The organism is Curtobacterium sp. Leaf261 (assembly GCF_001422205.1).
Classification (GTDB): domain Bacteria; phylum Actinomycetota; class Actinomycetes; order Actinomycetales; family Microbacteriaceae; genus Curtobacterium.
Map to the genome: position 1 here is coordinate 1 of NZ_LMMJ01000002.1, position 24,390 is coordinate 24,390.

Annotated in this window: 23 protein-coding genes; 15 read left to right on the forward strand and 8 right to left on the reverse strand. The window is 68.4% G+C overall.

Annotation, left to right across the window (positions count from 1 at the left end):
• Positions 1-271: 271 nt before the first annotated feature.
• Positions 272-1,213: a helix-turn-helix transcriptional regulator gene (locus ASF23_RS03775; protein ID WP_200919296.1), complete on the reverse strand. Its 942-nt coding sequence runs from the start codon at positions 1,211-1,213 to the stop codon at positions 272-274.
• Positions 1,214-1,231: 18 nt separating this feature from the next.
• Between ASF23_RS03775 and ASF23_RS03780 the strand changes: the two genes are divergently transcribed.
• From ASF23_RS03780 to ASF23_RS03800, 6 genes are all read left to right on the forward strand, one after another.
• Positions 1,232-1,555, forward strand: a complete 324-nt coding sequence (locus ASF23_RS03780; RefSeq protein ID WP_055949290.1) for a putative quinol monooxygenase — start codon at positions 1,232-1,234, stop codon at positions 1,553-1,555.
• An 11-nt stretch (positions 1,556-1,566) separates the two neighbouring features.
• Entirely contained in the window at positions 1,567-2,259 is a 693-nt protein-coding gene (locus ASF23_RS03785; RefSeq protein WP_055949293.1) for an SDR family NAD(P)-dependent oxidoreductase, read from the forward strand.
• A gap of 129 nt (positions 2,260-2,388) precedes the next feature.
• Positions 2,389-2,715, forward strand: coding sequence for a putative quinol monooxygenase (locus tag ASF23_RS03790; protein ID WP_055949296.1), 327 nt, complete (start codon positions 2,389-2,391; stop codon positions 2,713-2,715).
• Positions 2,716-3,077: 362 nt separating this feature from the next.
• Positions 3,078-3,647 (forward strand): recombinase family protein, encoded by a 570-nt coding sequence (locus ASF23_RS03795; protein ID WP_055949299.1) that lies wholly within the window; start codon positions 3,078-3,080, stop codon positions 3,645-3,647.
• Between the two features lie 83 nt (positions 3,648-3,730).
• Positions 3,731-3,985 carry a hypothetical protein gene (locus ASF23_RS18135; RefSeq protein ID WP_156364151.1) on the forward strand — a complete coding sequence of 85 codons (255 nt, stop codon included), beginning with the start codon at positions 3,731-3,733 and terminating at the stop codon, positions 3,983-3,985.
• 321 nt (positions 3,986-4,306) lie between these two features.
• The gene (locus ASF23_RS03800) at positions 4,307-4,744 is read left to right on the forward strand and encodes a hypothetical protein (RefSeq protein WP_055949301.1); all 438 of its coding nucleotides are present in this window, start codon (positions 4,307-4,309) and stop codon (positions 4,742-4,744) included.
• 104 nt (positions 4,745-4,848) lie between these two features.
• Here ASF23_RS03800 and ASF23_RS03805 read toward each other — a convergent pair whose 3' ends face one another.
• The 4 genes from ASF23_RS03805 to ASF23_RS03820 all read right to left on the reverse strand — a co-directional run bounded on the left by ASF23_RS03805 (position 4,849) and on the right by ASF23_RS03820 (position 10,669).
• The gene (locus ASF23_RS03805) at positions 4,849-6,123 is read right to left on the reverse strand and encodes a bifunctional glycosyltransferase family 2/GtrA family protein (RefSeq protein WP_055949304.1); all 1,275 of its coding nucleotides are present in this window, start codon (positions 6,121-6,123) and stop codon (positions 4,849-4,851) included.
• A 66-nt stretch (positions 6,124-6,189) separates the two neighbouring features.
• On the reverse strand, positions 6,190-7,680 hold the full coding sequence (locus ASF23_RS03810; protein ID WP_082473794.1) for a sensor histidine kinase: 1,491 nt from the start codon (positions 7,678-7,680) through the stop codon (positions 6,190-6,192).
• Between the two features lie 53 nt (positions 7,681-7,733).
• Positions 7,734-8,453: a response regulator transcription factor gene (locus ASF23_RS03815; RefSeq protein ID WP_055949307.1), complete on the reverse strand. Its 720-nt coding sequence runs from the start codon at positions 8,451-8,453 to the stop codon at positions 7,734-7,736.
• Between the two features lie 35 nt (positions 8,454-8,488).
• The gene (locus ASF23_RS03820) at positions 8,489-10,669 is read right to left on the reverse strand and encodes an ArnT family glycosyltransferase (protein ID WP_156364157.1); all 2,181 of its coding nucleotides are present in this window, start codon (positions 10,667-10,669) and stop codon (positions 8,489-8,491) included.
• A gap of 328 nt (positions 10,670-10,997) precedes the next feature.
• On the opposite strand from ASF23_RS03820, the gene ASF23_RS18930 reads away from it, so the two are divergent.
• The 3 genes from ASF23_RS18930 to ASF23_RS03835 all read left to right on the forward strand — a co-directional run bounded on the left by ASF23_RS18930 (position 10,998) and on the right by ASF23_RS03835 (position 13,710).
• A complete protein-coding gene (locus tag ASF23_RS18930; protein WP_055949311.1) occupies positions 10,998-12,929 on the forward strand; it encodes an ArnT family glycosyltransferase in 1,932 nt (643 codons plus the stop codon).
• Between the two features lie 113 nt (positions 12,930-13,042).
• Positions 13,043-13,252 (forward strand): hypothetical protein, encoded by a 210-nt coding sequence (locus tag ASF23_RS03830; protein ID WP_055949315.1) that lies wholly within the window; start codon positions 13,043-13,045, stop codon positions 13,250-13,252.
• Complete coding sequence (locus ASF23_RS03835; RefSeq protein WP_055949318.1) at positions 13,249-13,710, forward strand: hypothetical protein; 462 nt, start codon at positions 13,249-13,251, stop codon at positions 13,708-13,710. Before ASF23_RS03830 ends, ASF23_RS03835 begins: the two co-directional genes overlap by 4 nt.
• Positions 13,711-13,762: 52 nt before the next feature.
• Here ASF23_RS03835 and ASF23_RS03840 read toward each other — a convergent pair whose 3' ends face one another.
• Positions 13,763-14,131, reverse strand: coding sequence for a winged helix-turn-helix transcriptional regulator (locus tag ASF23_RS03840; protein WP_055949321.1), 369 nt, complete (start codon positions 14,129-14,131; stop codon positions 13,763-13,765).
• A gap of 106 nt (positions 14,132-14,237) precedes the next feature.
• Here ASF23_RS03840 and ASF23_RS03845 point away from each other — a divergent pair, with 106 nt between their 5' ends.
• Positions 14,238-14,459, forward strand: a complete 222-nt coding sequence (locus ASF23_RS03845; protein WP_055949324.1) for a 2-hydroxymuconate tautomerase — start codon at positions 14,238-14,240, stop codon at positions 14,457-14,459.
• Between the two features lie 482 nt (positions 14,460-14,941).
• Here the strand turns inward: ASF23_RS03845 and ASF23_RS03850 are convergent, their stop codons facing one another.
• A complete protein-coding gene (locus ASF23_RS03850) occupies positions 14,942-16,543 on the reverse strand; it encodes a Na+/H+ antiporter (protein ID WP_235510772.1) in 1,602 nt (533 codons plus the stop codon).
• 220 nt (positions 16,544-16,763) lie between these two features.
• Here ASF23_RS03850 and ASF23_RS03855 point away from each other — a divergent pair, with 220 nt between their 5' ends.
• The 4 genes from ASF23_RS03855 to ASF23_RS03870 all read left to right on the forward strand — a co-directional run bounded on the left by ASF23_RS03855 (position 16,764) and on the right by ASF23_RS03870 (position 21,836).
• Positions 16,764-17,939: an ROK family protein gene (locus ASF23_RS03855; RefSeq protein ID WP_082473796.1), complete on the forward strand. Its 1,176-nt coding sequence runs from the start codon at positions 16,764-16,766 to the stop codon at positions 17,937-17,939.
• Between the two features lie 80 nt (positions 17,940-18,019).
• Positions 18,020-19,213 (forward strand): xylose isomerase, encoded by a 1,194-nt coding sequence (gene xylA / locus ASF23_RS03860; RefSeq protein ID WP_055949329.1) that lies wholly within the window; start codon positions 18,020-18,022, stop codon positions 19,211-19,213.
• On the forward strand, positions 19,206-20,744 hold the full coding sequence (locus ASF23_RS03865; RefSeq protein WP_235510773.1) for a xylulokinase: 1,539 nt from the start codon (positions 19,206-19,208) through the stop codon (positions 20,742-20,744). The genes xylA and ASF23_RS03865 overlap by 8 nt, the downstream gene beginning before the upstream one ends.
• A 102-nt stretch (positions 20,745-20,846) precedes the next feature.
• Positions 20,847-21,836 carry an Abi family protein gene (locus ASF23_RS03870; RefSeq protein WP_055949332.1) on the forward strand — a complete coding sequence of 330 codons (990 nt, stop codon included), beginning with the start codon at positions 20,847-20,849 and terminating at the stop codon, positions 21,834-21,836.
• Between the two features lie 49 nt (positions 21,837-21,885).
• On the opposite strand, the gene ASF23_RS03875 is transcribed toward ASF23_RS03870, so the two are convergent.
• Entirely contained in the window at positions 21,886-22,884 is a 999-nt protein-coding gene (locus ASF23_RS03875) for a LacI family DNA-binding transcriptional regulator (protein ID WP_055949335.1), read from the reverse strand.
• A gap of 205 nt (positions 22,885-23,089) precedes the next feature.
• Between ASF23_RS03875 and ASF23_RS03880 the strand changes: the two genes are divergently transcribed.
• Positions 23,090-24,388 (forward strand): ABC transporter substrate-binding protein, encoded by a 1,299-nt coding sequence (locus ASF23_RS03880; protein WP_055949337.1) that lies wholly within the window; start codon positions 23,090-23,092, stop codon positions 24,386-24,388.
• Positions 24,389-24,390 lie beyond the last annotated feature (2 nt).

Here is a 24,390-nt window from a genome sequence, read left to right on the forward strand (position 1 = left end):
TGACCGCATCGTCGAGACCGTGGGGCCAGCAATACAATCCGTCCTTGACCGCATCGTCGAGACCGTGGGGCCAGCAATACAATCCGTCCTCACTCCGCCCAGCCCCGTTGTCTGATGGTTCGTTGCCTGTCTCGATAGCCGATCCGATGATGCAGGAAGAGTGGGCGCTGCCGCACTCGCGGGGCGTTCGATCATCACGGAGGAGCGGTCGGCGTGGAAAATTCTTTCCAAGACGACGCCGTGGCCGGCTGCGAGGCAGTGTCGGCTCCTATCAGGGGAATGCGGTGATGGCGGCCACGCGGAGGAAGTCGAGCTTCTCGGCGTTCGGCCCCGTGCTCGTCGTGCTGTAGAGCACGATCTTGACGTCGGTGTCCGGTATAACCACGACATCGCAGTCGAGGACTACGTCGCCGACGACGCGGTTGTGAACGGTCTTGGTGAGCGTGGTGTGTGCGGCTGCCTGTGCGTCGCCCCACAGTCGGTCGAAGCGGGGGCTACGGGCCCGGAGATCCGTCACGAAGGTGTGGAGAGCGACGTCCTGGTCGAGCAGCCCCACCGACCGACGCAGGTCGGCGACGAGTGCGCGTTCGAAGCGGTCAGAGCCGCCATGCGCGGTCGCGATCTCCGCGATCGAGTTGTCGATGAACGTCTGGACCAGGAGGTTCTGGTCTGGGTCCGCGAGCACGGACGGGGTGTGGAACAGGCGCTGCCACAGCGACGTCGAGTACAGCAACGACCAGTCCGCGGCGAAGACGGCGACCGGGAACGCGGACAGCCGCGAGACGATGCGCTGCACGCCTGGTGGGACGTGACGAGTAACCGTGCCCGCCGATGGGGGAGCGACTCCGGCGGCGCGGTGCAGCAGGTCGTTCTCGCTGCGGCTCAACTGGAGCGCACGGGCCAGGGCTGCCACGACCTGCGCCGATGGGGTGCGGAACCGTCCTTGCTCCAGCCGGGTGACGTAGTCGACGCTCACGCCGGCGAGCTGGGCCACCTCCTCACGCCGTAGGCCCGGCGTGCGTCGCCGTCCGTACGGCTCGAGGCCGACATCCTCAGGTGTCAGGCGCTCCCGCCAAGCACGCAGCAGCTCGCCGAGATCAGTGCTCAGAGGGTGTTCGTTCACCGTCACATTCTCCGGTGGAACGGGCACGCCAGGGTGGCAGCGGTCTTCCCTGGCTGCGCGCCCCGCCAACACTGACGCTGGTTCCTGCACGACGAAAGGAAGCAGCCCATGACCGCAACACCCAACGGATACGTCACCGTCATCTGGCAGACCCGCGCGAAGCCGGGCAAGGAGACCGCGCTGCGGGACTTCATCACCGCAGCTGTCACCCCGTCCCGGAACGACCCGGGGAACATCGACTACGAAGCGCACCAGGTAGAAGGCGACCAAGCCGCGTTCGTCATCTACGAGCGGTGGGAGAGTCGACAGCACCTCGACGACCACCTCGGTGCGCCGCGCATGCAGGGACTCGTCCCGCAGATGCTGGAGCTCATCGATGGCTCGATCGAGGACGGCATCACCCTGCTCCAGCCGTTCCGTCCGAGCAACTGACGCGAACCGGCGTGACCATCACCCTGATCACCGGCGCCAACACAGGCATCGGCTTCGAGACAGCCCGACAACTAACCGCAGCAGGACACAACGTGTGGATCGGCGCGAGGAACCTCGATCGCGGCCGTACCGCCGCTGAGGCGCTCGGCACACACGTGGTCCAGCTCGACGTCACCGACGATCGTTCCGTCGCTGCCGCGGTCGCGCACCTCGAAGAACACGCTGGGCGGCTCGACGTCCTCGTGAACAACGCGGGCATCCTCGGCGAGGTCGTCCCGCCCGAGGAGATGACCGTCGAGCAGATCCGCACGGTCTACGAGACGAACGTGTTCGGCGTGGTCCGGGTCACCCGCGCATTCCTCCCGCTGCTCCGACGCGGCACCGATCCGTCGGTGGTCAACGTCACCAGCGGACTCGGGTCCTTCACGCTCACCGGCGACCCCGACCGCGTCGAGTCGCAGTACCCGCTCGTCGCCTACGGATCGTCGAAGACGGCCGTCACCATGTTGACGATGCAGTACGCCAGGACAACTCCCGGCATCCGATTCAACGCCGTCGACCCGGGGCAGACCGCCACTGACTTCACCGGCGGGCTCGGCGGCACCATCGAGGACGGTGCCGCCGCGGCCGTTCGCATCGCAACGCTCGGAGCAGCCGCTCCAACCGGCACCGCGACCGACAAGGACGGCACCTTGCCCTGGTGAGGAGTGCGAAGTGCTGCTCTGTCAACGGCGCCCCAGCCATAGAACCTCGACTCACAAATCAGGTGGCATCGCGCTTCCCTGACCCGTCCGCCCGATCCATCAACCCTCGAACAGAGAGACAGACCACCGATGACCACCATCTCCACTCCTGCGACCATCATCATCGCGGGCCGAGTGTTCTTGCCGCCCGAGCAGGTCCGGGACTACCTTGCCGATGCTCAAGCCCTCTACCCGATCGGCGAGGCAAACCCCGGGGCCCGTCTCATCTCCTTCGGCCTCGACGACGAAGCAGCTGGGGTCGTCACCATCCTCGAACACTTCGGGTCCCAGGAGGCCCAGGACCGACACTTCTCCCACCCCGACGTCGTTGCCTTCCTCACGAAGTGGAGCCCACTCATGCGTAACGAGGTGCTCAAGTTCGACGCTTCGAACGAACGCAACCCCACCGAGGCCTAACCCTGTCACCACGTCGGTAGAACCCGGACACAGCTCGCACTAGGAGGGGCCATGACCCGCAACGCGGAGCAGGGCCCCTCCTAGTGGTTCCACCTGGCGTGGCTTCGAGGTTGAGCCAAACCATCCCGCGCGACGGACACCCGACGACGAGTGCGTTGCCGCGTTGTACCAGCTACGTGGGCGGCGTGCTTTGCAAGACAACAAGCGCCACCTCGTGTCCGCTGGCCGGTCGCCTCCCGGACACGCCTGCGGCGTTGTGGGAGTGGATCAAGAACTCAGGCAACGCTTGGGTTCGTCGAGTCTCAACAGACTGTCCCGCGAATCTGCCCGGGGAGGGTGCGGCTGACAGTACAGTTGCCGTCATGCTGATCGGATATGCCCGTGTATCGACCTCGGGGCAGGATCTCGCGGCGCAACGCGATGGTCTACATGCCCTCGGCGTCGAAGACCTGAACCTTCACGTCGACCACGGCATGTCTGGAACGTCTCGCGAACGCCCTGGCCTCCGTACCGCTCTCGCGGCGGTCCGTGCGGGCGACACTCTCGTCGTTACGAAGCTCGACCGGCTTGCGAGGTCGCTCCGTGACGCCACCGACATCGCGGACGAGCTGACGAAGAAGGGTGTGGCGCTCAACCTTGGGGGAGCGGTCTACGACCCTACCGATCCAGTCGGCCGGCTCCTGTTCAACGTGCTTGGTATGGTCGCCGAGTTCGAGGCCGACCTCATCCGGGCACGCACCCGTGAGGGGATGGCGATCGCGAAGGCCGCTGGGAAGCTGCGCGGTGGCAAGCCCAAGCTCAACAAGGCGCAGGAGAAGCACCTGGTCGATCTGCACCGTGCCGGCAGCCACACCACCAGCGACCTCGCCGAGCTCTTCGGTGTGGGACGCGCCACCGTCTACCGCGCGGTACACCGGGCCGAACCTCAGTAGAACGTCCCAGTCCTCGGGCGCCGATCCGCTTCCGGTCAGGGCTCAACCACTCGCTGCCGCTCGCGTACAGATACCGTGAAGCGGTGTCCAACCTGTCTGAGGAGCAACTGCGTCGAAGCGTCCGCCGCGCAGCGCGCAACACCGTGATCTTTGGGGCTGCGTTCGTCATCTTCGGTGCGGCGATCGTCATCGGCAGGTGGGGGCACCTTGGCGAGCCTCTGAGTCATCGCCCTGTACCACCCGCAATTCTCGCCGGCATCATGCTCGTGTGCGGCCTCGGCCTGGTCGTTCAGGGCGTCGTGCGTTGGAGAAGAGTCAAGCGGAACGGCCGCGACTGACCAGCTGACGTCGGTGCGCCGATCAGCTGCCAGGGTGTCCGATGGCCGATCGGTCTGCGACAGTGACAGCAGCGCGACACCCCGTCGAGCAGCACACCGGTCTCAGCGCCAGGTCGAGCTTCCGTCGCTGATCTGCAACAGAAGACGGAGGGCCGAATCGGGTGTGAGTCCTCTGCGCCGCTGAGCGGGTTGAATGAACCCATGCTCGAGGTGAGAACACGTGCCGCACGTTCTACGGCTCTTTGGACGGCGTCGGCACCGGTTGACGTGGTGCGTGAGCGGCTACTGAACGAGATCGCACAGTCACCACGTGCACAACTGATGACGAGCACGAACGACGCTATCGAGGCATCGGTGCATGGCAACGCGTTCTCGTGGGGTGAACGGATCACGGTAAGGCTGACCCCGACAATGGGCGGAACGAGCGTGGCCGTCGAGACGCGACCAGCCATGCCTTTCACGCTGTTCGACTGGGGTGAAGGCGAACGGGATATCCGCCTCCTGCACGCGGCGGTGCCAGGAATTGACGGCGGCTCGGGCCAGCAATCCGTCGTCGACGGTGCTCCTGCCAGGCTCGGGAGGACGTCGAGGCTCACGAAGCCCCTCGGGTGGTCCGTCGTGTTCGTTGCCGGCGTCATGCTCGTGCTCGCGCTGGTCAACCTGGTGGTGAACACCGAACGCATCGGGTCATGGCTCCCACTCCTTGTCCTCATGTCGTTCGCACTCATCGTCGTGCTGCGGGACCTCAGACGGCGCTGAAGTCCGCGCCACGTTATGCGGCGAACTGTTCCGTTAGCGGATCGGCTATCGAGATGGGTCGAAGGGGTGTGTCTGAGACCAGCTCGGCACCCCGACTGCTCGGGCTAGGGGTGCGTCGTAGCGGTCGTCGGCAGCGGTTCGGTGCTGGCCGCTGTGGCGGGTGTCGTTCCGGGGCGGATGAGTTCGGGTTGGCGGCGGGTGCGGAACACCCATGCTTTGAAGAGCAGGAATCGGACGAGTGTTGCTACCAGGTTCGCGCCGGTGAGGACGGCGATCTCCGCTTGGTGCGTCGACCCGGGGTCCGTCGCGTGGAGAATGACCAGCGAACCGGAAGTGATGGCCCAAGCGATGCCGAAGACGACCAGGCCTTGTATCTGGTGTTGTCCGGCGCCTGCTCGGCCTCGGACGCCGAATGTGAATCGGCGGTTCAGCGCGGTGTTGCCGACCGCGGTCAGCAGGAGTGCGAGGAAATCGGCGGTCTGTGCGCCGAGCGCGGGGCGGAGGACGGCGTAGAGCAGCGCGAACGCGATCGTGGACAGGATGCCGATCGCTCCGAACCGGAGGATCTGCCCGAGAATCCCGACGGGTGGAGTGGTGAACGGTTGCCGGCCGATCGCGGCGTAGATGGGCGTGATCGGGGTGCGACCGGTGGCGAGGCCGCGGGAGACTCGCCACATGCCCTTGAGGTCCTCGGTGGCGGTGGAGGTGATGTCGACGGAGGAGTTGACGTCGTCGACCCAGTCGACGGGAACCTCGTGCACGCGCAGGCCTGCGTGTTCGGCAAGGACGAGCATCTCGGTGTCGAAGAACCAGGCGTTGTCCTCGCAGAGCGGCAGGATGTGCTCTGCGGCCTGTCGGGTGATGGCTTTGAACCCGCACTGCGCGTCGGAGAACGACACGCCCATTGTGGTGCGGAGGAGCAGGTTGTAGGAGCGGGAGATGAACTCACGCTTCCCGCCTCGGACAACGCGGGAGGAGCCAGCGAGGCGGGTGCCGATCGCGACGTCGGAGTGGCCTGAGAGCAGCGGTGCGATGAGGGGCTCGAGGGCGGCGAGGTCCGTTGACAGGTCCTCGTCGACGTAGACGAGGACCCGCGCCGGCGATGCACCCCATACCGCTTTGAGTGCGCGCCCACGGCCCTTCTCCGGCAGGTGCACGGCGTGGACTTCGGGGAGCATCGCGACGAGGTCGTCGGCGATGCGGGCGGTGTCATCCGTCGAGGCGTTGTCGGCGATCGTTATCCGCCAGCTGTGTGAGAACGTCGCCTGGCAGAACGCGTGGAGTCGTCGGACGTGTGCCGCGAGGGTGTCCTGCTCGTTGTAGCAGGGGACGACGATGTCGATGTCGAGTGGGGGGTTCGTCTCCGTCATGCTGCTCATGCTCGGCAGCGGGGTTACGGGGATTGCAGCAGCCGGCTGTGCTCGATCTAAGAACGCATCGGGCTGTCACCGACCTGCGGGGAGGGTGACGGTGAAAGCGGTGCGGGCAGTGTCCGAAACGACGCGGATGGTGCCGCCGTGCGCCTCGATGACGGCTCGCACAATCGCAAGACCAAGCCCACTGGTGCCGTACTCGCGGGATCGGGAAGCTTCGCCGCGTGTGAACCGGTCGAACAGTGTCGGCAGTGTCTCGGCGGGGATCGATGGGCCGTCGTTCGTGACGACGAACCGTACGTCGTCGCGCACGCGTTGTAATGAGACGACGATCGCGGTGTCGGGTGGGGTGTGTGTTCGGGCGTTGGTGAGGAGGTTCGTCACGACCCGCCGTAGCTCTGCGTCGTCCCCGGTGACGGTGATGGGTTCGGGATCGACCTGAAGCGTCCAGCGGTGATGCGGCGCGGTCGCTCGGGCGTTCATTGTCACCTCGACAACGATCGCGGTGAGGTCGACGGGACTGTGCACAGTGGGCGCCGCGGCAGCGATCGCTGCCGCGTCGAGACGGGCGAGCAGGAGGAGCTCCTCGACGAGGTTCCCCATCCGGATCGCTTCGGTGCCGATGCGTGTGACGTTGCGATGGATGTCGTCCGGGTTCTGGGTTCGAGTGGTGAGTTCCGCGTATGCGCGGACTGTGGCGATCGGCGTGCGGAGCTCGTGCGAGGCGTCCGCGACGAAGGTCCGCATCCTGGCTTCAGCGTCACGGCGCACAGTGAGTGCACGGGCGACGTGTCCGAGGAGCTGGTTCAGTGCGGTGCCGACTTGACCGACCTCCCGGCTCGCGCGGAGGTCCGCCAAGGCGACGCGGGCCTGGATGTCGGGGTCGCCGCGTTCGAGGTCGAGGGTGGTCACTCCGGAGGCGACCGCTGCGACGTGTTCCAGCGGGCGCAGGGAGCGGCGCACCAGCATCGCTCCTGCCCACACGGCAATCAGTAGACCCGCGAGCGTGACGCTGCCGATGACCACGAGGAGCCGGGTGATCGAGGCGTGGAGGTCTCCGAGGGGGAGCGCGGTAATGATGACGTCGTCGTCAGCAGTGGCGGCTTGAGCGCGATAGGAGCCGAGGGAGCCCAGCGACACCGTGACCGGTGCCGTGGTGGCCCGCACTTGGCGGAGGGTGCGCTCCTGCGCCGTCGTGAGGCTGTGCTGCTCGCCCTGGGCGTCGGTGTAGCCGGCGAGGACCGTCGTGCCGTCGTTGAAGATCGCGATGACGGTGTTCGCGGCCTGTCCTGGCGCACCGATGAACGCGTTGTCCGGGTCAGGCTGCGAGGCGGACCCCTCCGCTGATGAACCGGACGTCGGTGCTGCCGTCGGTACTCCAGCAGGTGGGCTGCCCGGTACACCGCCTTGCGGACGATCGTTGCTGCGTTGGGTTGCGGTAGCGAGCTCGGAGTCGAGTCGACCCACGAGGTAGCTGTTGTAGGCGACCACGGTGACCGCGCCGACGGCGATGTTCGTCGCGACGAGCAGCAGCGCCACGGCAGCGACGATCCGCCACCGCAACGATGGAACCCTCCGATCCTCACCACGGGGCCTCGGAGCGCTCACCTGTCGACTCACACTGTGGGCCGGAGCGCGTAGCCGGCGCCGCGAACGGTCTGCAGCATTGGTTCGCGGCCGAGGTCGATCTTCTTCCGCAGGTACGAGACGTACATGTCCACCAGGTTCGATGATGAGCCGAAGTCCATGCCCCACACATGAGTGAGCAGGTGTTCGCGAGAGAGGACCCGGTTGGCGTTGCGGACGAAGTACCGCAGCAGCTCGTACTCGGTCGGCGTCAGGTCGATCAGGTCACCGCCCCGGCTGACCGCACGAGTGTCCTCGTCGAGGCGAAGGTCCCCGACGACCGTCGCGGTGCGGGCCGTGGACACCACCCTGGGAGATGTGCGCGCAAGGATCCGGGCGCGTGCGAGGAGCTCGAACACGCCGAACGGTTTCGTGAGGTAGTCGTCGCCGCCGCGGGTGAGGCCAGCGAGTCGGTCTTCGGAGGAGTCGCGGGCGGTGAGGAACAGCACGCGGACGTCGTCGCGGGACGTCCGGAGTCGCTCGAGGACTTCGAATCCGTTGATGTCGGGCAGCATCACGTCGAGCACGATGACGTCGGGTTGGAACTCCCGTGCTGCGAACAGGACGTCCCGGCCGCGGTGCACGGCCTCGACGGCCCACCCGTCCGTCTCGAACGCGAGGCGGACGGCGTCGGCGAGAGCGTGTTCGTCATCGACGACGAGAGCACGGACGGGCGAGCCGTCGGTACGCTGCAGCGGTTGGTCAGCCATCGTTCAGACCCTACCGACCGTGCCCTCGTCGCTGATCACTTGGCGCTGCTCAGGTCGTAGACCGTCTGGCCGCCGACTGGGGTGCTGGTGAAGTTCGCTTCGACCCACTTCTTGATCTCGCTCGAGGTCGAGGAGTCGCCACCCATGCCGCCGCCGTTGCTGGACGCGATGTAGTAGCCGATCTCGCCGTGCTTCACGTAGGCCTTGAACTGGGCGAGGGTGGGTGCTGGGTCGCTGGACCAGCCGCCGATCGCCATCACCGGGGTGTTCGTGTCAAGCTCCAACTGCGCTGCGGACTGGGATCCGTCCACCGCTGCGGCCCATGTCGTGTCCGTGGCCCTCAGCAGCTTCTCCAGCGCCGACGACGTCGACGCGCCCCCACCGCCCATTCCTCCGCCGGAGGGAGCACCATCGTCGGCGGCCGCGTCGGTCGAGGAGTCAGACGTGCCGCTCTGGGAGCCGCTGGACGAGCCTCCCGGCGGGGTACCCATCTCACCGGAGGGCTTCTTCCCGGACGGCATCTCACCGGAAGTGCCGCTCGGTGGGGTGCCGCCGGGTCCCTGCTGCGCGCTGTCGCTGTCGCTAGTGCTGCTCGATCCGCCCGGGCCGGTGGAGCCGCCGGGCGTTCTGCCCATCCCTCCGCCCATGCCGCCGCTGGAGGACCCGGACGGGCCGACCGACGGGATGGAGCCGGAGTGCGCCACCGTCGTGGTTGCGAATGCGTATGCGGTGGTGCCGGTGAGTCCAAACAGTGTCCCGGCGAGGACGCCGACGGTGACGAGCTTCCGGAGAGTGGGAACGCTGCCGATGACGATCGCGGCGGCGGAGAGAAGCCCACCGAAGAGGATCACCCAGCGCAGCCAGGGCAGCCAGGATGCATTCTCGTTGAGCAGGCACCAGCCCCAGAACGACGTGATTCCGATCATCGCGGCGAGACCGAGCCTGCCGGTGACTCGCTCGCGGGCGTTCCACAACAGTGCGCCACCGGTACCGACCAGGCCAGCGATCGCGGGCACGAGGGCCACCGTGTAGTACGGGTGGATCGTCCCGGACATGAACGAGAACACCAGGCCCGTGATGATCAGCCAACCGCCCCAGAGCGCCAGGCTTGCACGGGGAAGATCGCCCAGGTGCTGCCGCCCGATGACGATCACGCCGAGGATGAGCGCGATGAGTGCGGCGGGCAGGAGCCAGGAGATCTCCAACCCCATCTCGGAAGAGAACAGTCGGTTCAGGCCGGTCGATCCGCCGAAGGACGAGCCTGCGGTGCCGCCGGTCATTCCCCCGCCCCCGCCTCCCCCGCCGTTGCCGGAGCCGCCGAAGATCCTGCCGAGCCCGTTGTAGCCGAACACCAGGTCGAGGACGGTGTTGTTCGTTGAACCGCCGATGTAGGGGCGAGCGGACGCGGGCCAGAGCCACACGGCGACGATCCACCACCCGGCCGAGATGACGAGCGAGACCGCCGCGATGAGCAGGCCGACGATGCGCTTGCCCCATGAGGTATTCGCAGCAACGAGGTAGACCAGGCCGAATGCCGGCAGGACGAGGAGTCCCTGCAGCATCTTCGTCAGGAACGCAAACCCGAGGGCGACGCCGGCCAGGGCGATCCACCGCCAGCTGCCGCGGGGCAGAGCCCGGACGGTGCAGTACGCGCCAGCAGTCATCAGCAGCACCAGCAGCGCGTCCGGGTTGTCGAACCGGAACATCAGCGCAGCGGCCGGGGTGGCGGCGACGACGAAGCCCGCAAGCAGCGCGCCGACGTTCGCAGTTGTGGTGCCGACGCGGCTCAGGGTGCGACGGACGGTTCCCCAGACGAGTGCGACCGACGCAACGGCCATGAGCGCCTGCGGAAGCAGCAGGCTGAACGACGAGAACCCGAACAGCCGCGCTGAGAGCACCATCACCCAGAGCGAGGCCGGGGGCTTGTCGACGGTGATGAAGTTCGATGAGTCGAGGGAGCCGAAGAAGAAGGCCTCCCACGACTTCGTGCCGGCCTGCACGGCGGCTGCGTAGAAAGAGTTCGCGTAGCCGGAGGAACTGAGGTCCCAGAGGTACATGACGGCGGTGACGGCGAGGAGCAGCCAGAACGCCGGGCGAAGCCAGCGGGCGTCGGTCTGCTCGCCGAGGAAGAGCCGGGGGACGGCTCGGCGACGTGTCTGCGCTCCCGTGTGCGCTCTGTCGCGACGGTCGGTCACGGGGATCGGGTACGTGGTCATGGCAGAGACGCTCCCAAGCGCGCCCCCGACAAGCCCCAGCGGCGCCTATGCGAAATCTAAGACCCGCCAGTGCGTCGCTTGGCACGTCCGGCGATACGGGTCCCTTAGATGCTGCAGAGGATCCGGCAATGCTGCATGCACCGAAGCCCCACATCGTGACGGGATGGCTTACACGACGACCCCGGGACGATCGCAGTCACCGCGCTTTCAACGAATTCCGTCGACCCGCAACATCCTCCGTTCCCTGATTCGGGGCAGCACAGACGCGGCTCGCTGGGAGCGCCCGGCGTTCCTCGGGCTGCTAGTGGCGACCGCGGTCCTGTACCTAGTGAACCTCAGTGTCAGCGGATGGGCGAACGCGTTCTACTCGGCGGCTGTCCAAGCCGGCAGCCAGAGCTGGCAGGCCTTCTTCTACGGCTCGTCCGACGCTGCCAACGCGATCACCGTCGACAAGCCTCCAGCCTTCCTCTGGGTGATCGGCGTCTTCGTTCGCATCTTCGGGTTGAGCTCCTGGTCGATCCTTGCCCCCGAGGCACTCATGGGCGTAGCGACCGTGGCGATCCTGTACCGGATCGTCCGCCGCCGCTTCTCCGCCGGAGCCGCCCTCCTCGCCGGTGGTGCACTCGCGACCACCCCGGTCGCCGCGCTGATGTTCCGGTACAACAACCCCGACGCGCTCCTCGTGCTGTTGACGGTCGGTGCGATCGCCCTGACCCTCCGCGGGATCGACACCGGCAAGATGCGCTGGATCGTATGGGCCGGGGTCCTGATCGGGTTCGGGTTCCTCACCAAGCAGCTGCAGGCGTTCCTCGTGCTCCCACCGCTGGTCGGTGTGTACCTCTGGGCATCGCCACGTCCGGTCCTCCGTCGGATCGGGCACCTGTTCGCTGCCTCGGGCGCGCTCATGGTCTCGGCCGGGTGGTGGGTCGCGATCGTCGAACTCGTCCCCGCGTCAGCCCGGCCCTACATCGGCGGATCGCAAACAAACGACTTCCTCGAACTCACCTTCGGCTACAACGGCTTCGGGCGGGTAACCGGCGACGAGGCCGGCAGCGTCGTTCCCGGCAACGGCACCACCGGAGCCGGCTCGTGGGGTTCCACCGGCCTGACGCGGTTGTTCGGTTCCGAGTTCGCGACCCAGATCACCTGGCTGCTACCGACCGCCTTGATCCTGCTCGTCGTCGCGCTCGTTGCCGTCGGCCTTCGCCGTCGCACCGATGCCCGCGCAGCGACGGTCCTGGTCCTCGGACTGTCGCTGCTGACCACCGGCCTGGTCTTCAGCTTCATGGGCGGCATCTTCCACCCGTACTACACAATCGCCCTTGCCCCCTACGTCGCGGGGCTCGTCGGTATTGGAGCGAGCCTGCTGTGGCAGCGTCGAGCGCAGCTGCCGTGGCGGATCGTTGCCGCTGCCACCATCGCCCTCACCGGTGTGTGGTCATTCCACCTCCTCTCGATGGCGTCGACGTGGCAGCACTGGATCCGCTGGACCACGCTTGCGACGACAGTCCTGGCCGCGGCTCTCGTGCTGCTACCGCGGCGAAACCGCCCCTTGAGCGTCGTCACCGTCAGCGCCGTCCTCGTCACCGCGCTGCTCGGCCCGACCGCCTTCTCCGTGCAGACCGTCACCGTCAGCCACACCGGGGCGCTGCCCTCCGCTGGGCCGTCTGTCAGCTCCGGCGGGCAGGGCGGACCGGGCGGGCAAGGCGCTCCGGGTGGGCAGGGCGCCCCTGGCGGGCAAGGCGGATTCGGCGGCGGGCAGACCGGGACGGGTGGCGGTGCGCCGGCGGGGCAGAACGGGCCCGGCGGTTCCGCTCCGGGAGCGCCGAACGCCTCCGGCGGCGGACAGTCTTCGACGGGTGAGAGCGCATGGACGGGTGGCGGGCCCGGGAACGGCGGCATGGGCGGCGGGAGCATCCTTGGCGGATCGATGACTGTGTCGGCGGCGCTGCAGGCGGCACTGTCGAAGGATGCGGACCAGTACACCTGGGTCGCGGCCACGGTCGGCTCGAACAGTGCCGCAACGTACCAACTCGCCACCGGCGAACCGGTGATGGCGATCGGTGGTTACAACGGCACCGACCCGTCCCCGACCCTGACCCAGTTCCAGCAGGACGTCGCCGATGGAAAGATCCACTTCTTCATCCCCGGCACCTCGAGCAGCTCCAACACCGCCGCCGCGAAGATCACCGCATGGGTGACGTCGCACTACGCCACAACCACCATCGGTGGAACCACCGTCTACGACCTCAGCGCTTGATCGGAACGGCGTCGGTCCGTGACGGAGGAGGCGGTGCGATCGTCTACACCCGTCCGGTAGCCGATCGGCTGCCGAGACGCCCGTTCGAGTGTCGCGATGCCTACAGTCGAGGCATGAACACAGCCGACCTGTTCCTACCGATCCTGATTGCGACCGTGACGATCGGGACAGTGCTCCTCCTGGTGGCCGTGGTAAAGACAGTGCGGTACCACGGGTGGGGACAGCAGCGATGGGCTCCGTCCGCCGTCCCCTGGTTCGTGTCCGGATTCGGCGTCATACTGCTGGGCGTCATCGCCGCGTTCGTCACCTCGAACGTCGCATGAAACGCATCCTGGCGGGCAGAGATGTGCCGGTACCGCTCGCTACTCGGCTCACGCTCGGTGCAAGTGCTGCCGTTCTCTCCGTCTTCGCCGTCGTCCTTCGGGACGCACGAGATTGGCCCTTCGCGCTCCTGCTTCTCGGTGCGGCTGCTCTCGTGACCACCCGCGGCCTGGTGGCCGGCATCGATCTCCGGGGAGACGAGCTGGTACTGCGCGACTACCTGCTCACCACTCGCATCAAGCGGGAGCGAGTCGTTAGCGTCGAACGGTTTCCGGCAATCGATTGGCGTAATAGCGAGGGTGTGCCGCGCGAGACGCTGATGTGGGCCTTCGTCCGCCGCGCTGCCACCATCACCGCCCCCACCGATAATGATCGAGCGGAGGCCCGGTCCGTCCTTAAACGATGGCTTCAATACGGTGAGGATCACCAGCAACCATCTGACGACGGCGCGGCGCAGTAGCAGCACCAGTCAGGCGCTCTCGCGGCCATCACAGCGTCCGATAGATGATCGGCTACCGCGCAGGCGATTCGGCGCCGTCCGCGCCCCGCGAACCATCGGCTTCGGACGTTCGGCTGCCCCAGCGGTGCAGCTCAGCGAAGACAGAACGGAGGCTCCGCCCTTCGTCCGTGATCCGGTAGGTCACCTCAGGCGGCACCGCCGGCACCACCTCCCGCTGCACAAGGCCAGCACCCACAAGGGACCTCAACTCGCTCGAGAGCACCTTCTGCGAGATCCCGCCGACATGCCTCTGAAGATCGGCGTAGCGGCGCTCGCTCTGCAACAACTCCCACAGCACCAGCATCGACCACTTGCCCCCGATCACGTCGATCGTTGCCCGAACCGACGATTCGCAGTACTTCGAGCCCTGTTCGTCCGTCATCACGGTCTCCTACCTGTAGGTACGGCCCCGACAAGAAGGTGCCGTCTTCCCCATCTGATGCTCGTGGCGCATCCTCGTTGAGACCAACCAACGAAAGGAACCATCCATGCCGATCATCCACATCGACATCGTCCCGGAGCTCATGCACGGCGATCGGGCCGAGCAGTACAAGACGATGACAGCGAGCATCACAGAGGCTTTCGTCGCGAGCACTGGTGCACCCGTCGAGTCCGTGCACATCCTCATCAACGAGGTCTCCGACACTCAGTACTCCGTCGGCGGGGTGTTGCTCCGCGAGAAGATGAAAGGCACGCCCTCCGGAGACTGAGACCCAGGTTATCCATACACCATCGTGTACCGGACGGGCGTGTCACTCTTCACGAAGAGCGCGGAGCCGGTGGAGGCAGATGAACGCTCCGGCGATGAGCAACGGTCCGAGAATGAGGGTGAATCCGAGAACCGGCCCGGCGTTCCCCACACCGCCGGAAGCTCGTACGATCCTGAAGACGATCAATGCGACGCCGACCAGAGGGCACACGACTACTCCCGCTGCCATCTGGATCCGCAGCAGACGCCGCGTGCTTCGTTCGACCCCGCCCATGACCGCAGCATACGTGCGCACCTCGGGTCAGGCCAGCGGCCGAGCAATTGGTCACGTCCCGATAGGCGATCGGCTATTGAGACGCTGCTGTGTCTGGTTCAGGGCGTGAAAAAGGCGTGGAGAGCTGCGCTGATCTGCTCAGTCTCGCCGCTGATCCACGCGATACGACGAATGCGCCAGTTCCGGGCCACCGTTGTTCCGCCACCCCCTCACGCCGGCGCGCCCGCGGCCCCCTCGGCCCCGCCGAGCAACCGCGTCTCCTCGGCATCGAACTCCGCCCGGACCTGCCGGAGCACGAGGTCGTCGATCTCGTCGTCGTCGCGGAGCCGCAGCACGGTGGCGGACTTGTGCCGCACGAGCGCGAGCTCCAGGTCGACGACGCTGTCCCGCCGCTGCAGCACGGGGTGGTCCTCGTCCTCGGACTCCCGCGCCGCCACCACGTCGAGGTGCGCCTCGTAGTCCGTCCGGATCCGATCGACGATCCGCTGGTCGGCCCCGGCGTCGCGCGCCAGACGGGGGAGGGCGTCGAGCGCCTCCTCGATCGCGGTGCGTTCCGCGTGCCGCCGTTCCTCGCCGATGGACTCGTCCTCGGGGAGCGCCGCGCGACGCAGCACCGCCGGGAGCACGAGTGACTGCCCGACGACCGTGACGATGACGACGCCGGCGGTCACGAACACGATGAGCCCGCGGTCCGGGAACGCGTCACCGGACTCGAGCATCCGCGGGACGGCGACCGCGGCCGCCAGGGACACCGCCCCGCGGAACCCCGTGAAGCCGCTGACCAGCCGGTCGCGGTGTCCCTCGCGCGGGCCCGCCCCGACCCGCCGGCTGATGAGCCAGATCGACCCGCCGACCGTGTACAGGAACGCGAAGCGGAGGACGATGAGCGCGATGGACACGGCGAACACGATGCCGAGGCCGCGCAGGAACTGCCCGAGGTCGAGGCCGCGCGCCGCGACGTTCGCCTCGATCCCGACGAGCACGAACAGCGCTCCGTTCAACAGGAACGTCAGGAACGACCAGAACGCGCGGACCTGCTGGCGGGTCGCGGCACGGTCGAGCTTCGGACCGACCTGGCTCACGACGAGCCCGGCGATCACGACGGCGAGCACGCCGGACGCGCCGATCGCCTCGGCCGCGAGGAACGCCGTGAACGGCACGAGCAGGGTGACGAGGTTCTCGAGCACCACGGTGTGCACGCGCTTCAGGACGAGGGTGCCGACCCACGCGGCGAGGAGTCCGGCCGCGATGCCGCCGACGTAGGACAGCACGAGCATGCCCGACACGCCCCAGAACGTCAGCTGCTGGGTGCCCGCCGTCACCGCCACCGCGATCCCGTAGACCACGAGCGCGGTGCCGTCGTTGACGAGACTCTCCGCGCGGAGCACCGTGACGTTCCGCCGCGGGAGCATCTTCGTCAGGACGCCGACCGCCGTGGCGTCCGTCGGTGCGACCGCTGCGCCGAGCACCCACGCCGGACCCCACGGCAGCCCGAGCAGGTGCAGGAGCGTCGCGACCCCGCCCGCCGTGACGACCACGAGCAGCGTGCCCATCAGGACGATGCCCCGGAGGTTCTTCCGGATCTCGCGGAGCGACGTCGTGAGGCTCTCCCAGTAGAGCAGCGCCGGCAGGAAGAGGAGCAGCACCGCGTCGGCCGGCAGTTCGACCTTGCCGAACGCCGGGACGAAGGCGAGCAGACCGCCGATGACGAGCAGGATCACCGGGGGCGCGACCTTGATGCGGTCGGCGACCGCCGACGTCAGCGCGATCGCGAGTCCGAGGACGACGACCAGTTCGGGTCCGAGCAGCACGGGGGTTCCTTGTCTCGCGGGCCGCGCCGGGGCGCGGCCTCGGTGGGTGGTGGGGGAGGCGGACGGACGCGGCCCGGTGTGTGGTGCGGCGGATCGGACGGGAGGCGCGGTGCCAGCTGCAACCGCGCCTCCCGTCCGATGATGCCCGGGTCCGCCGGTCCGGGCGGGTCGCTGACCGCATACCGCTGGCCGGGCGCCGTCGGCGCGGTACGCTCCGACCGTGGCAGCCGTCGATGACCGAACGCGGACGCGCGTGGATCCGGCTCGGCACGCGAACCTCGTCGCGGTCCTCCGGCGCGTCCACCTCGGCCCGGTCAGCCGGAGCGAACTCACGACGCTGACGGGCCTCAACCGGTCGACCGTGGCCGCACTCGTCGCCGAGCTCGTCGACCGACGCCTCGTGGTGGAGGACGTCCCGGCCGGCACGGGGTCCGTCGGACGTCCGAGTCCGGTCGTGCGCCCGGCCGACCACGCCGTGGCGGTCGCCGTGCACCCCGAGATCGACGCCGTGCGCGTCGCCGCCGTGCGACTCGGCGGGCGGGTGGTGCACCGCATCCGGACGGCCCTCGACGAGCCGCCGGACCCGGAGACCGTGGTCGCGATCGCCGCCGACGGACTCCGCGAGATCCGGTCGGTCCTGCCGTCCGGGTCGGTGGTCGTCGGGGCCGGGGTCGCGGTACCGGGGCTGGTGCGGCTCGGCGACGGCCACGTCCGTTTCGCGCCGCACCTCGGGTGGCGCGATGTGCCGATCGCGAGGCAGCTCCAGACCGCACTCGGCGTGCCGGTCCTGGCGGCGAACGAGGCCTCGCTCGGGGCGGCCGCGGAGTGGACGTTCGGGGCCGGTCGCGGGACGGGCGACCTGTTGTTCGTCAACGGCGGGACGAGCGGCATCGGCGGCGGGATCGTCGCGGGCGGGATCCCCTTGCTCGGCGCCACGGGGTCCGCCGGGGAGATCGGACACGTCACGGTGCGTTCCGACGGGGTGCGGGACACCGCGGGGCTCGCGGGCACGCTGGAGTCCGAGGTGTCGCTCGCCCGGCTCACCGCGGCGCTCGGGGCGCGGTCGACGGACCCGGAGGCGTTCGAACGGGCGATCGTCGACTCGCGCTCGGAACGGGTGCGCACCGAGCTGCGGCACCAGACCGACGCGCTCGCCACCGCGCTCGGGGGCGCCGCGAACCTGCTCGGGTCGGAGCGCATCGTCCTCGGGGGGTTCCTCACCGCGCTCGCGGCGATCGAGGGTCCACGACTCCGCAGCGTGTTCGAGGGGCGCCTGCTCGGGCCGCTCGTCGGCGAGGTCGAGATCCGTCGGGCGGAGCTCGGCACGGACATCCTGCTCATCGGAGCGGCGTCGCTGCCGTTCGAACGACTCCTGGTCGAGGTGCCCCGGCTCTGAGGCCGATCAGGGCTTGCGCGCGCCCGTCGCAGCGAATAGGTTGTGCGCAACAACAAATCTGACTCGGAAGTGATCCACTCATGGCAACGACGCCCACGCGTGACGACAAGTTCTCCTTCGGTCTCTGGACCATCGGCTACAACGGGTCCGACCCGTTCGGTGGACCCACGAGGCCCCCGCTCGACGTCGTCGAGGCGGTGGAGAACCTCGACCGCCTCGGCGCGTACGGGCTGACGTTCCACGACGACGACCTGTTCGCCTTCGGGTCGACCGACGCCGAGCGCCAGACGCAGATCGACCGGCTGAAGGGCGCGCTCGAGTCGACGGGCATCGTCGTGCCGATGGTCACGACGAACCTGTTCTCCGCCCCGGTGTTCAAGGACGGCGGGTTCACCTCGAACGACCGCGACGTCCGCCGCTTCGCGATGCGCAAGGTGCTCCGGAACATCGACCTCGCCGCCGAGCTCGGCGCCGAGACCTTCGTCATGTGGGGCGGGCGCGAGGGCGCGGAGTACGACGCCGCCAAGGACGTCCAGGCGGCGCTCGAGCGCTACCGCGAGGCCGTGAACATGCTCGCCCAGTACACGACCGACAAGGGCTACGGCCTGAAGTTCGCGATCGAGCCGAAGCCGAACGAGCCGCGCGGCGACATCCTGCTGCCGACCCTCGGCCACGCGATCGCGTTCATCGACACGCTCGAGCGTCCGGAGCTGTTCGGGGTGAACCCCGAGGTCGGACACGAGCAGATGGCGGGCCTCAACTTCACGGCCGGCATCGCGCAGGCGCTGTACTGCGGCAAGCTGTTCCACATCGACCTCAACGGCCAGCGCGGGATCAAGTACGACCAGGACCTGGTGTTCGGGCACGGCGACCTGCAGAACGCGTTCTCGCTCGTCGACCTGCTCGAGCACGGCGGCCCGGACGGCGTCCCGGCGTACACCGGCCCGCGCCACTTCGACTACAAGCCGAGCCGCACCGAGGACGTCGACGGCGTCTGGACCACGGCGGCCGCGAACATGCGCATGTACCTGCTCCTCAAGGAGCGTGCGCAGGCGTTCCGCGCCGACCCCGACGTGCGGGCCGCGCTCGAGGCATCCAAGGTCGCCGAGCTCCGCACGCCGACGCTGAACGAGGGCGAGACGTACGACCAGCTCCTCGCCGACACGTCGGCGTACGAGGACTTCGACACCGACGTCTACCTCGGTGGCAAGGGCTTCGGCTTCGTGCACCTGCAGCAGCTCGCCCTCGAGCACCTGATGGGCGCTCGTGGCTGACGAACACCCGACGTCGACGCCGGCGGCCCTGGTCGCCGGCGTCGACTCGTCGACCCAGTCCTGCAAGGTCGTCATCCTGGAGGCACGGACCGGCAAGCAGGTCCGGTCCGGTCGCGCCGCCCATCCGGACGGCACCGAGGTCGACCCCGCGCACTGGTGGACCGCGCTCGGAGCCGCGATCGCGGACGCCGGGGGGCTCGACGACGTCGGCGCGATCGCGATCGGCGGGCAGCAGCACGGCATGGTCGTGCTCGACGTCGACGGCCGGGTCATCCGTCCTGCGCTCCTCTGGAACGACACCCGGAGCGCCGACGCCGCCCGTGCCCTGACCGACGAGGTCGGTGCCGACGAGTACGCACGTCGGACGGGCCTCGTCCCGGTGGCGTCGTTCACCGCGACGAAGCTCCGCTGGCTCCGTGACGCGGAGCCGGAGAACGCCGCCCGTGTCGCCGCGGTCGCACTGCCGCACGACTGGCTGTCCTGGCGCCTCCGCGGGTACGGCCCGACGGACGAGAGCCCGCTCGGGCCCGACCTCGACGCACTCGCGACGGACGGCTCGGACGCGTCGGGGACCGCCTACTGGGACTCGTCTCGTCGCGAGTACGACGGCGACCTGTTCGAGCGTGCGCTCGGCCGACCACTCCGCGAGGCGCGTGGTGACGCGACCGGTGCGGGTGCCGTTGCCGGGGTCGGGGACGACGCCGGGCCGGACCGCGTCGTCGTGCCGCGGGTCGTGCCTCCAGACCGTGCCATGGGCGTCCTCGACGCCGACGTGACCCTCCCCGGCGGCGCGACGGTCCGGCGGGGTCTCACCGTCGCGCCCGGCGCCGGCGACAACGCCGGGGCGGCGCTCGGACTCGGCCTCGGGCCGGGGGACGTCGCCGTCTCGCTCGGCACCTCCGGCACGGTGTTCGGCGTCACCGAGACGGTCGCGGCGGACCCGACCGGGACCGTCGCGGGCTTCGCGGACGCCACCGGTGTGCGGCTGCCCATCGTCACGACCCTGAACGCGGCGCGTGTGCTCGAGGTGGTCGGCGGACTCCTCGGCACCACGCACGACGAGCTCGCCACCCTCGCCCTCTCGGCGCCGCCCGGTGCGGACGGACTCGTGCTCGTGCCGTTCTTCGTCGGTGAGCGCACGCCGAACCGTCCGGATGCGACGGCTTCGCTCACGGGGATGACCCCGGCCACCACCGACCGGGCGCACCTCGCGCGGGCGGCGGTGGAGGGGATGCTCTGCTCGCTCGCGGACGGCCTCGCCGCGGTCGAGTCGAGCGGGACCACCGTCGAACGACTGCTGATGATCGGCGGTGCTGCGGCCAACCCCGCGGTGCGGACGATCGCAGCGCAGGTGTTCGGGCGCGAGGTGCTCGTCCCGGAGCCCGGGGAGTACGTCGCCACGGGTGCGGCTCGGCAGGCGGCGTGGGTGCTCGAGGGTGCCCTGCCGGACTGGCCGATCCGGACGGAGACGATCCCGGCCGATCCTCGGACGGAGGTGCTCGAGGCCTACCGGGCTGCCGTCGGGACCTGACGGACATCGGTACCCCTCTCGACTTGGGGTACAGTTGAGGAATCACGATCGGCCCGCTCGCCTCACGGCTCGGGCCGATTTTCTCGTTGGTGGGAGCGAGTTTTGGAGTACGTCAAGCCGTGGCTCTCGATCCAGGACCAGGTCGATGGCCTCGCCCGCCGTGGCCTGGATGTCGGGGACGCAGGCGCCGCCGGTGTCCTCCTCCGGGAGGTCGGCTACTACCGGTTGACCGGCTACCTCTACCCCTTCCGTGAGTCTGAACCTGTTCTCGATGACCGCGGTCGCGAGCGCGTCCGTGTCCTGGATTCGTACAAGTCGAGAACTCACCTCGATGATGCGAGGGATCTCATCGACTTTGATCGCGACCTGCGGCTGCTCGTGCTCGAGGGGGTCGAGCGCATCGAGGTCGCGTTGCGCACGCAGCTCGCTTCCTCGCTGGGCAAGCTGTCCGCTTTCGCGCACGAGGGTAGCTCTGCATTCGTGCCGACGTTCACGCAGCCGCGGACAGACGGGGACGGCAAGCCGCTCCCGAGCCGGCAGGAAGTGTGGCTCGAACGCGTGCGAGAGCGGCAGGCGGACTCGGACGAGGCATTCGTGACGCATTTCCGTGTCAAGTACGACGGACGTATGCCGATCTGGGCTCTCACCGAGATCCTCGAGCTCGGCCAGGTCGCTCGTCTGTACATGGGACTCCGCAACGACATCGCGACCGAGATGGCCGCCGCGTTCGGCGTCCCGACGAAACAGCTCATGCAGAGCTGGATCGCGACCCTCAACTACGTCAGGAACATCGCCGCGCACCACGCTCGCCTCTTCAACCGCAAGCTCGTCATCGCACCCAAGCGGCCAAAGGGAGGAGCGGTCCCACTCCTCGCGCACCTCACACGGCAGGAAGCGCCGAAGCAGTTCGGTACCTACAACGCCCTCGCCATGATGGCCTACCTCCTGGAGACTCTGGATCCGAGCCGTCAGTGGTCCGTCCGAGTCGCAGCGCTGCTCCGGGCGTTCCCCTCCACAGAACATCTGAGCGTCGAGTCCATGGGCCTGGTCCCTGACTGGCTGGAACTGGACCTGTGGAACGCGCGCACCTGACGCATCGTGGGGACGACGCGGTGTCTCGGTCTCGGTCTCGGTCTCGGTCTCACCGCACCGCTGGCGGCGGCGGGGCGGTGCTCCCGCGCACCACGAGGGTCGCCGGGAGCCGCACGTGGTTCGGCACCTCGCGTCCCTCGAGCAGCCCGAGCAGCATGCCGAACGCCTGCGCCCCGAGGTCCTGCAGCGGCTGCGACACGGTCGTCAGGGGCGGTGTCGCGGCGAGCGCCTGGGGCACGTCGTCGAACCCGACCACGGACAGGTCATCCGGAACGCGCAGTCCCAGCTGCCGTGCCGCCTGCAGGACCCCGAGCGCAGAACCGTCGTTCGCGGCGAACACGGCGGTCGGTCGGTCGGGGCCGGAGAGCAGCGCGCGGGCGACCTCGGCGGACAGCGCGGTCTGGTACCCGCCGACGGGTTCGAGCGCGGGATCTGCCGTGATCCCGGCCGCCGCGAGTGATGCGCGGTAGCCCTGTCGACGTTCCTCGGAGGACGCCAGGTCGACGCGGCCGCGGACGTGTGCGATGCGACGATGGCCGAGCGCGAGCAGGTGGTCGGTCGCGGCACGGGCGCCCGCGACGTTGTCGGCGTCGATCGCGGCGTGTCCCTCGGGGCCGGTGTGCGGGTCGATCGAGACGACCGGGACCGCGGTGTCGGCCATCAGCGTCGTCGGGGTGACGATGATCGCGCCGTCGATGAGCGTGCCCGCCAGCCGTGACAACGACCGCCGTTCCCACCCCTGCCGGGCTTCGCCGACCACGAGACCGGCGTACGCGAGCAGCTCGTAGCCGCTCTCGATGGCGGCGGCGGAGATGCCGGTGAGGATCTCGGTGGAGAACGGCTCGAACTCGGTGACCAGGATCCCGATGACCCCCGTGCGACTGCGTCGGAGGCTCCGGGCGACGAGCGAGGTCTCGTACCCGAGTGCCTCGATCACCTCGTGCACCCGTGCGGCGGTGGCGGGGGCGACGCCGTCGCGCCCGTTCATCACCTTCGAGACGGTCGGGACCGACACCCCGGCGGTCCGTGCGACGTCGCTGATCGTCACTCGTCCAGAGGACGGGAGGGGGTGCACGGCCGATTCCACGTGCTCACCGTAGCGTGCCCGGCACATGTCGCTTAGTGCGACTCACCGGAGTATCCCTCATAGAAATCGTTATCGAAATCGATTGACAAGGCTCCTGAGGCCTGGCACGCTCACTCTCGCGACACTCGACGTCGCGGTCAACGACGACAAACCAGGAGTTTCCACAATGACGAGGAACAAGCGAATCGGCGCGATCATCGCCATCGCCGCAGGGACCGCGCTGCTCGCGACGGGCTGCTCGAGCGGCGGGTCCGACAGCGGGTCGGGTGACGGCAAGGTCTCCATGACCTTCTGGCACAACTCGACCACCGGGCCGGGCAAGGCCTACTGGGTCAAGACCGTCAAGCAGTTCGAGGCGGCGAACCCGAACGTGACGATCACCATCCAGGCCGTCCAGAACGAAGACCTCGACGGCAAGCTCCAGACGGCGCTCAACTCCGGCGACGCGCCGGACATCTTCCTGCAGCGCGGTGGCGGCAAGATGAGCGCGATGGTCAAGGCCGGCCAGGTCATGGACATCAAGGACTCGATCGGATCCGCAGCCAAGTCCGCGATCAGCTCCGCGGCGTTCGACGGCTACAAGCAGGACGGCGGCACCTACGCCATGCCGGTCGACGTGCTCCCCGAGGGCATCTGGTACAGCCAGGACCTCTTCAAGGCGGCGGGCATCACGAGCACCCCCACCACGATGGACGAGCTCAACAACGACATCGCCAAGCTCAAGACCAGCGGGGTCGCACCGGTCGCGGTCGGGGCGAAGGACGCCTGGCCCGCCGCGCACTGGTTCTACAACTTCGCGCTCCGCGAGTGCAGCGCGGGGACCCTCGCCAAGGCGGGATCGACGCTCAAGTTCGACGACCCGTGCTGGAAGAAGGCCGGACAGGACGTCGCGCAGTTCAACGACACGAAGCCCTTCAACGACGGCTTCCTGACGACCGCCGCCCAGCAGGGTGCCGGCAGCTCGGCCGGTCTCGTCGCGAACCACAAGGCCGCCATGGAGCTCATGGGCTCGTGGGACCCGGGAGTGATCTCGTCGCTGACGCCGGACGCCAAGCCGCTGTCCGACCTCGGCTGGTTCCCGTTCCCCGCGATCTCCGGCGGGAACGGCAAGGCCGGATCGATGATGGGTGGCCTCGACGGCTTCTCGTGCTCGGCCAAGGCGCCGAAGGGCCCGTGCACGGCCTTCCTGAACTTCATCGTCAAGAAGGACCAGCAGGAGGCCTACTACAGGGCCTTCGACACCATCCCGGTGAACAAGAACGCGCAGTCGGTCATCACCGAGCCGTACCTCAAGGACGTCCTCGCCGCCTACACGAAGGCCCCCTACGTGTCGCAGTACCTCGACACCCTGTACGGCCAGAACGTCGGCAACGCGCTGAACACCTCGGTCGTCGACCTGCTCGCCGGCAAGGGCAGCGCCGCGGACATCATCTCGACCACCAACCAGGCCGCGGCCAAGGGATAGTC

What these genes read in the sequence shown, in the direction of transcription:
- ASF23_RS03780 (WP_055949290.1), top strand. Translation starts at nt 1,232, where the DNA reads ATGACCGCAACACCCAACGGATACGTCACCGTCATCTGGCAGACCCGC.
- ASF23_RS03790 (WP_055949296.1), top strand. Translation starts at nt 2,389, where the DNA reads ATGACCACCATCTCCACTCCTGCGACCATCATCATCGCGGGCCGAGTG.
- ASF23_RS03795 (WP_055949299.1), top strand. Translation starts at nt 3,078, where the DNA reads ATGCTGATCGGATATGCCCGTGTATCGACCTCGGGGCAGGATCTCGCG.
- ASF23_RS03800 (WP_055949301.1), top strand. Translation starts at nt 4,307, where the DNA reads ATGACGAGCACGAACGACGCTATCGAGGCATCGGTGCATGGCAACGCG.
- ASF23_RS03805 (WP_055949304.1), bottom strand. Translation starts at nt 6,123, where the DNA reads ATGAGCAGCATGACGGAGACGAACCCCCCACTCGACATCGACATCGTC.
- ASF23_RS03815 (WP_055949307.1), bottom strand. Translation starts at nt 8,453, where the DNA reads ATGGCTGACCAACCGCTGCAGCGTACCGACGGCTCGCCCGTCCGTGCT.
- ASF23_RS03820 (WP_156364157.1), bottom strand. Translation starts at nt 10,669, where the DNA reads ATGACCACGTACCCGATCCCCGTGACCGACCGTCGCGACAGAGCGCAC.
- ASF23_RS03830 (WP_055949315.1), top strand. Translation starts at nt 13,043, where the DNA reads ATGAACACAGCCGACCTGTTCCTACCGATCCTGATTGCGACCGTGACG.
- ASF23_RS03835 (WP_055949318.1), top strand. Translation starts at nt 13,249, where the DNA reads ATGAAACGCATCCTGGCGGGCAGAGATGTGCCGGTACCGCTCGCTACT.
- ASF23_RS03840 (WP_055949321.1), bottom strand. Translation starts at nt 14,131, where the DNA reads ATGACGGACGAACAGGGCTCGAAGTACTGCGAATCGTCGGTTCGGGCA.
- ASF23_RS03845 (WP_055949324.1), top strand. Translation starts at nt 14,238, where the DNA reads ATGCCGATCATCCACATCGACATCGTCCCGGAGCTCATGCACGGCGAT.
- xylA (WP_055949329.1), top strand. Translation starts at nt 18,020, where the DNA reads ATGGCAACGACGCCCACGCGTGACGACAAGTTCTCCTTCGGTCTCTGG.
- ASF23_RS03880 (WP_055949337.1), top strand. Translation starts at nt 23,090, where the DNA reads ATGACGAGGAACAAGCGAATCGGCGCGATCATCGCCATCGCCGCAGGG.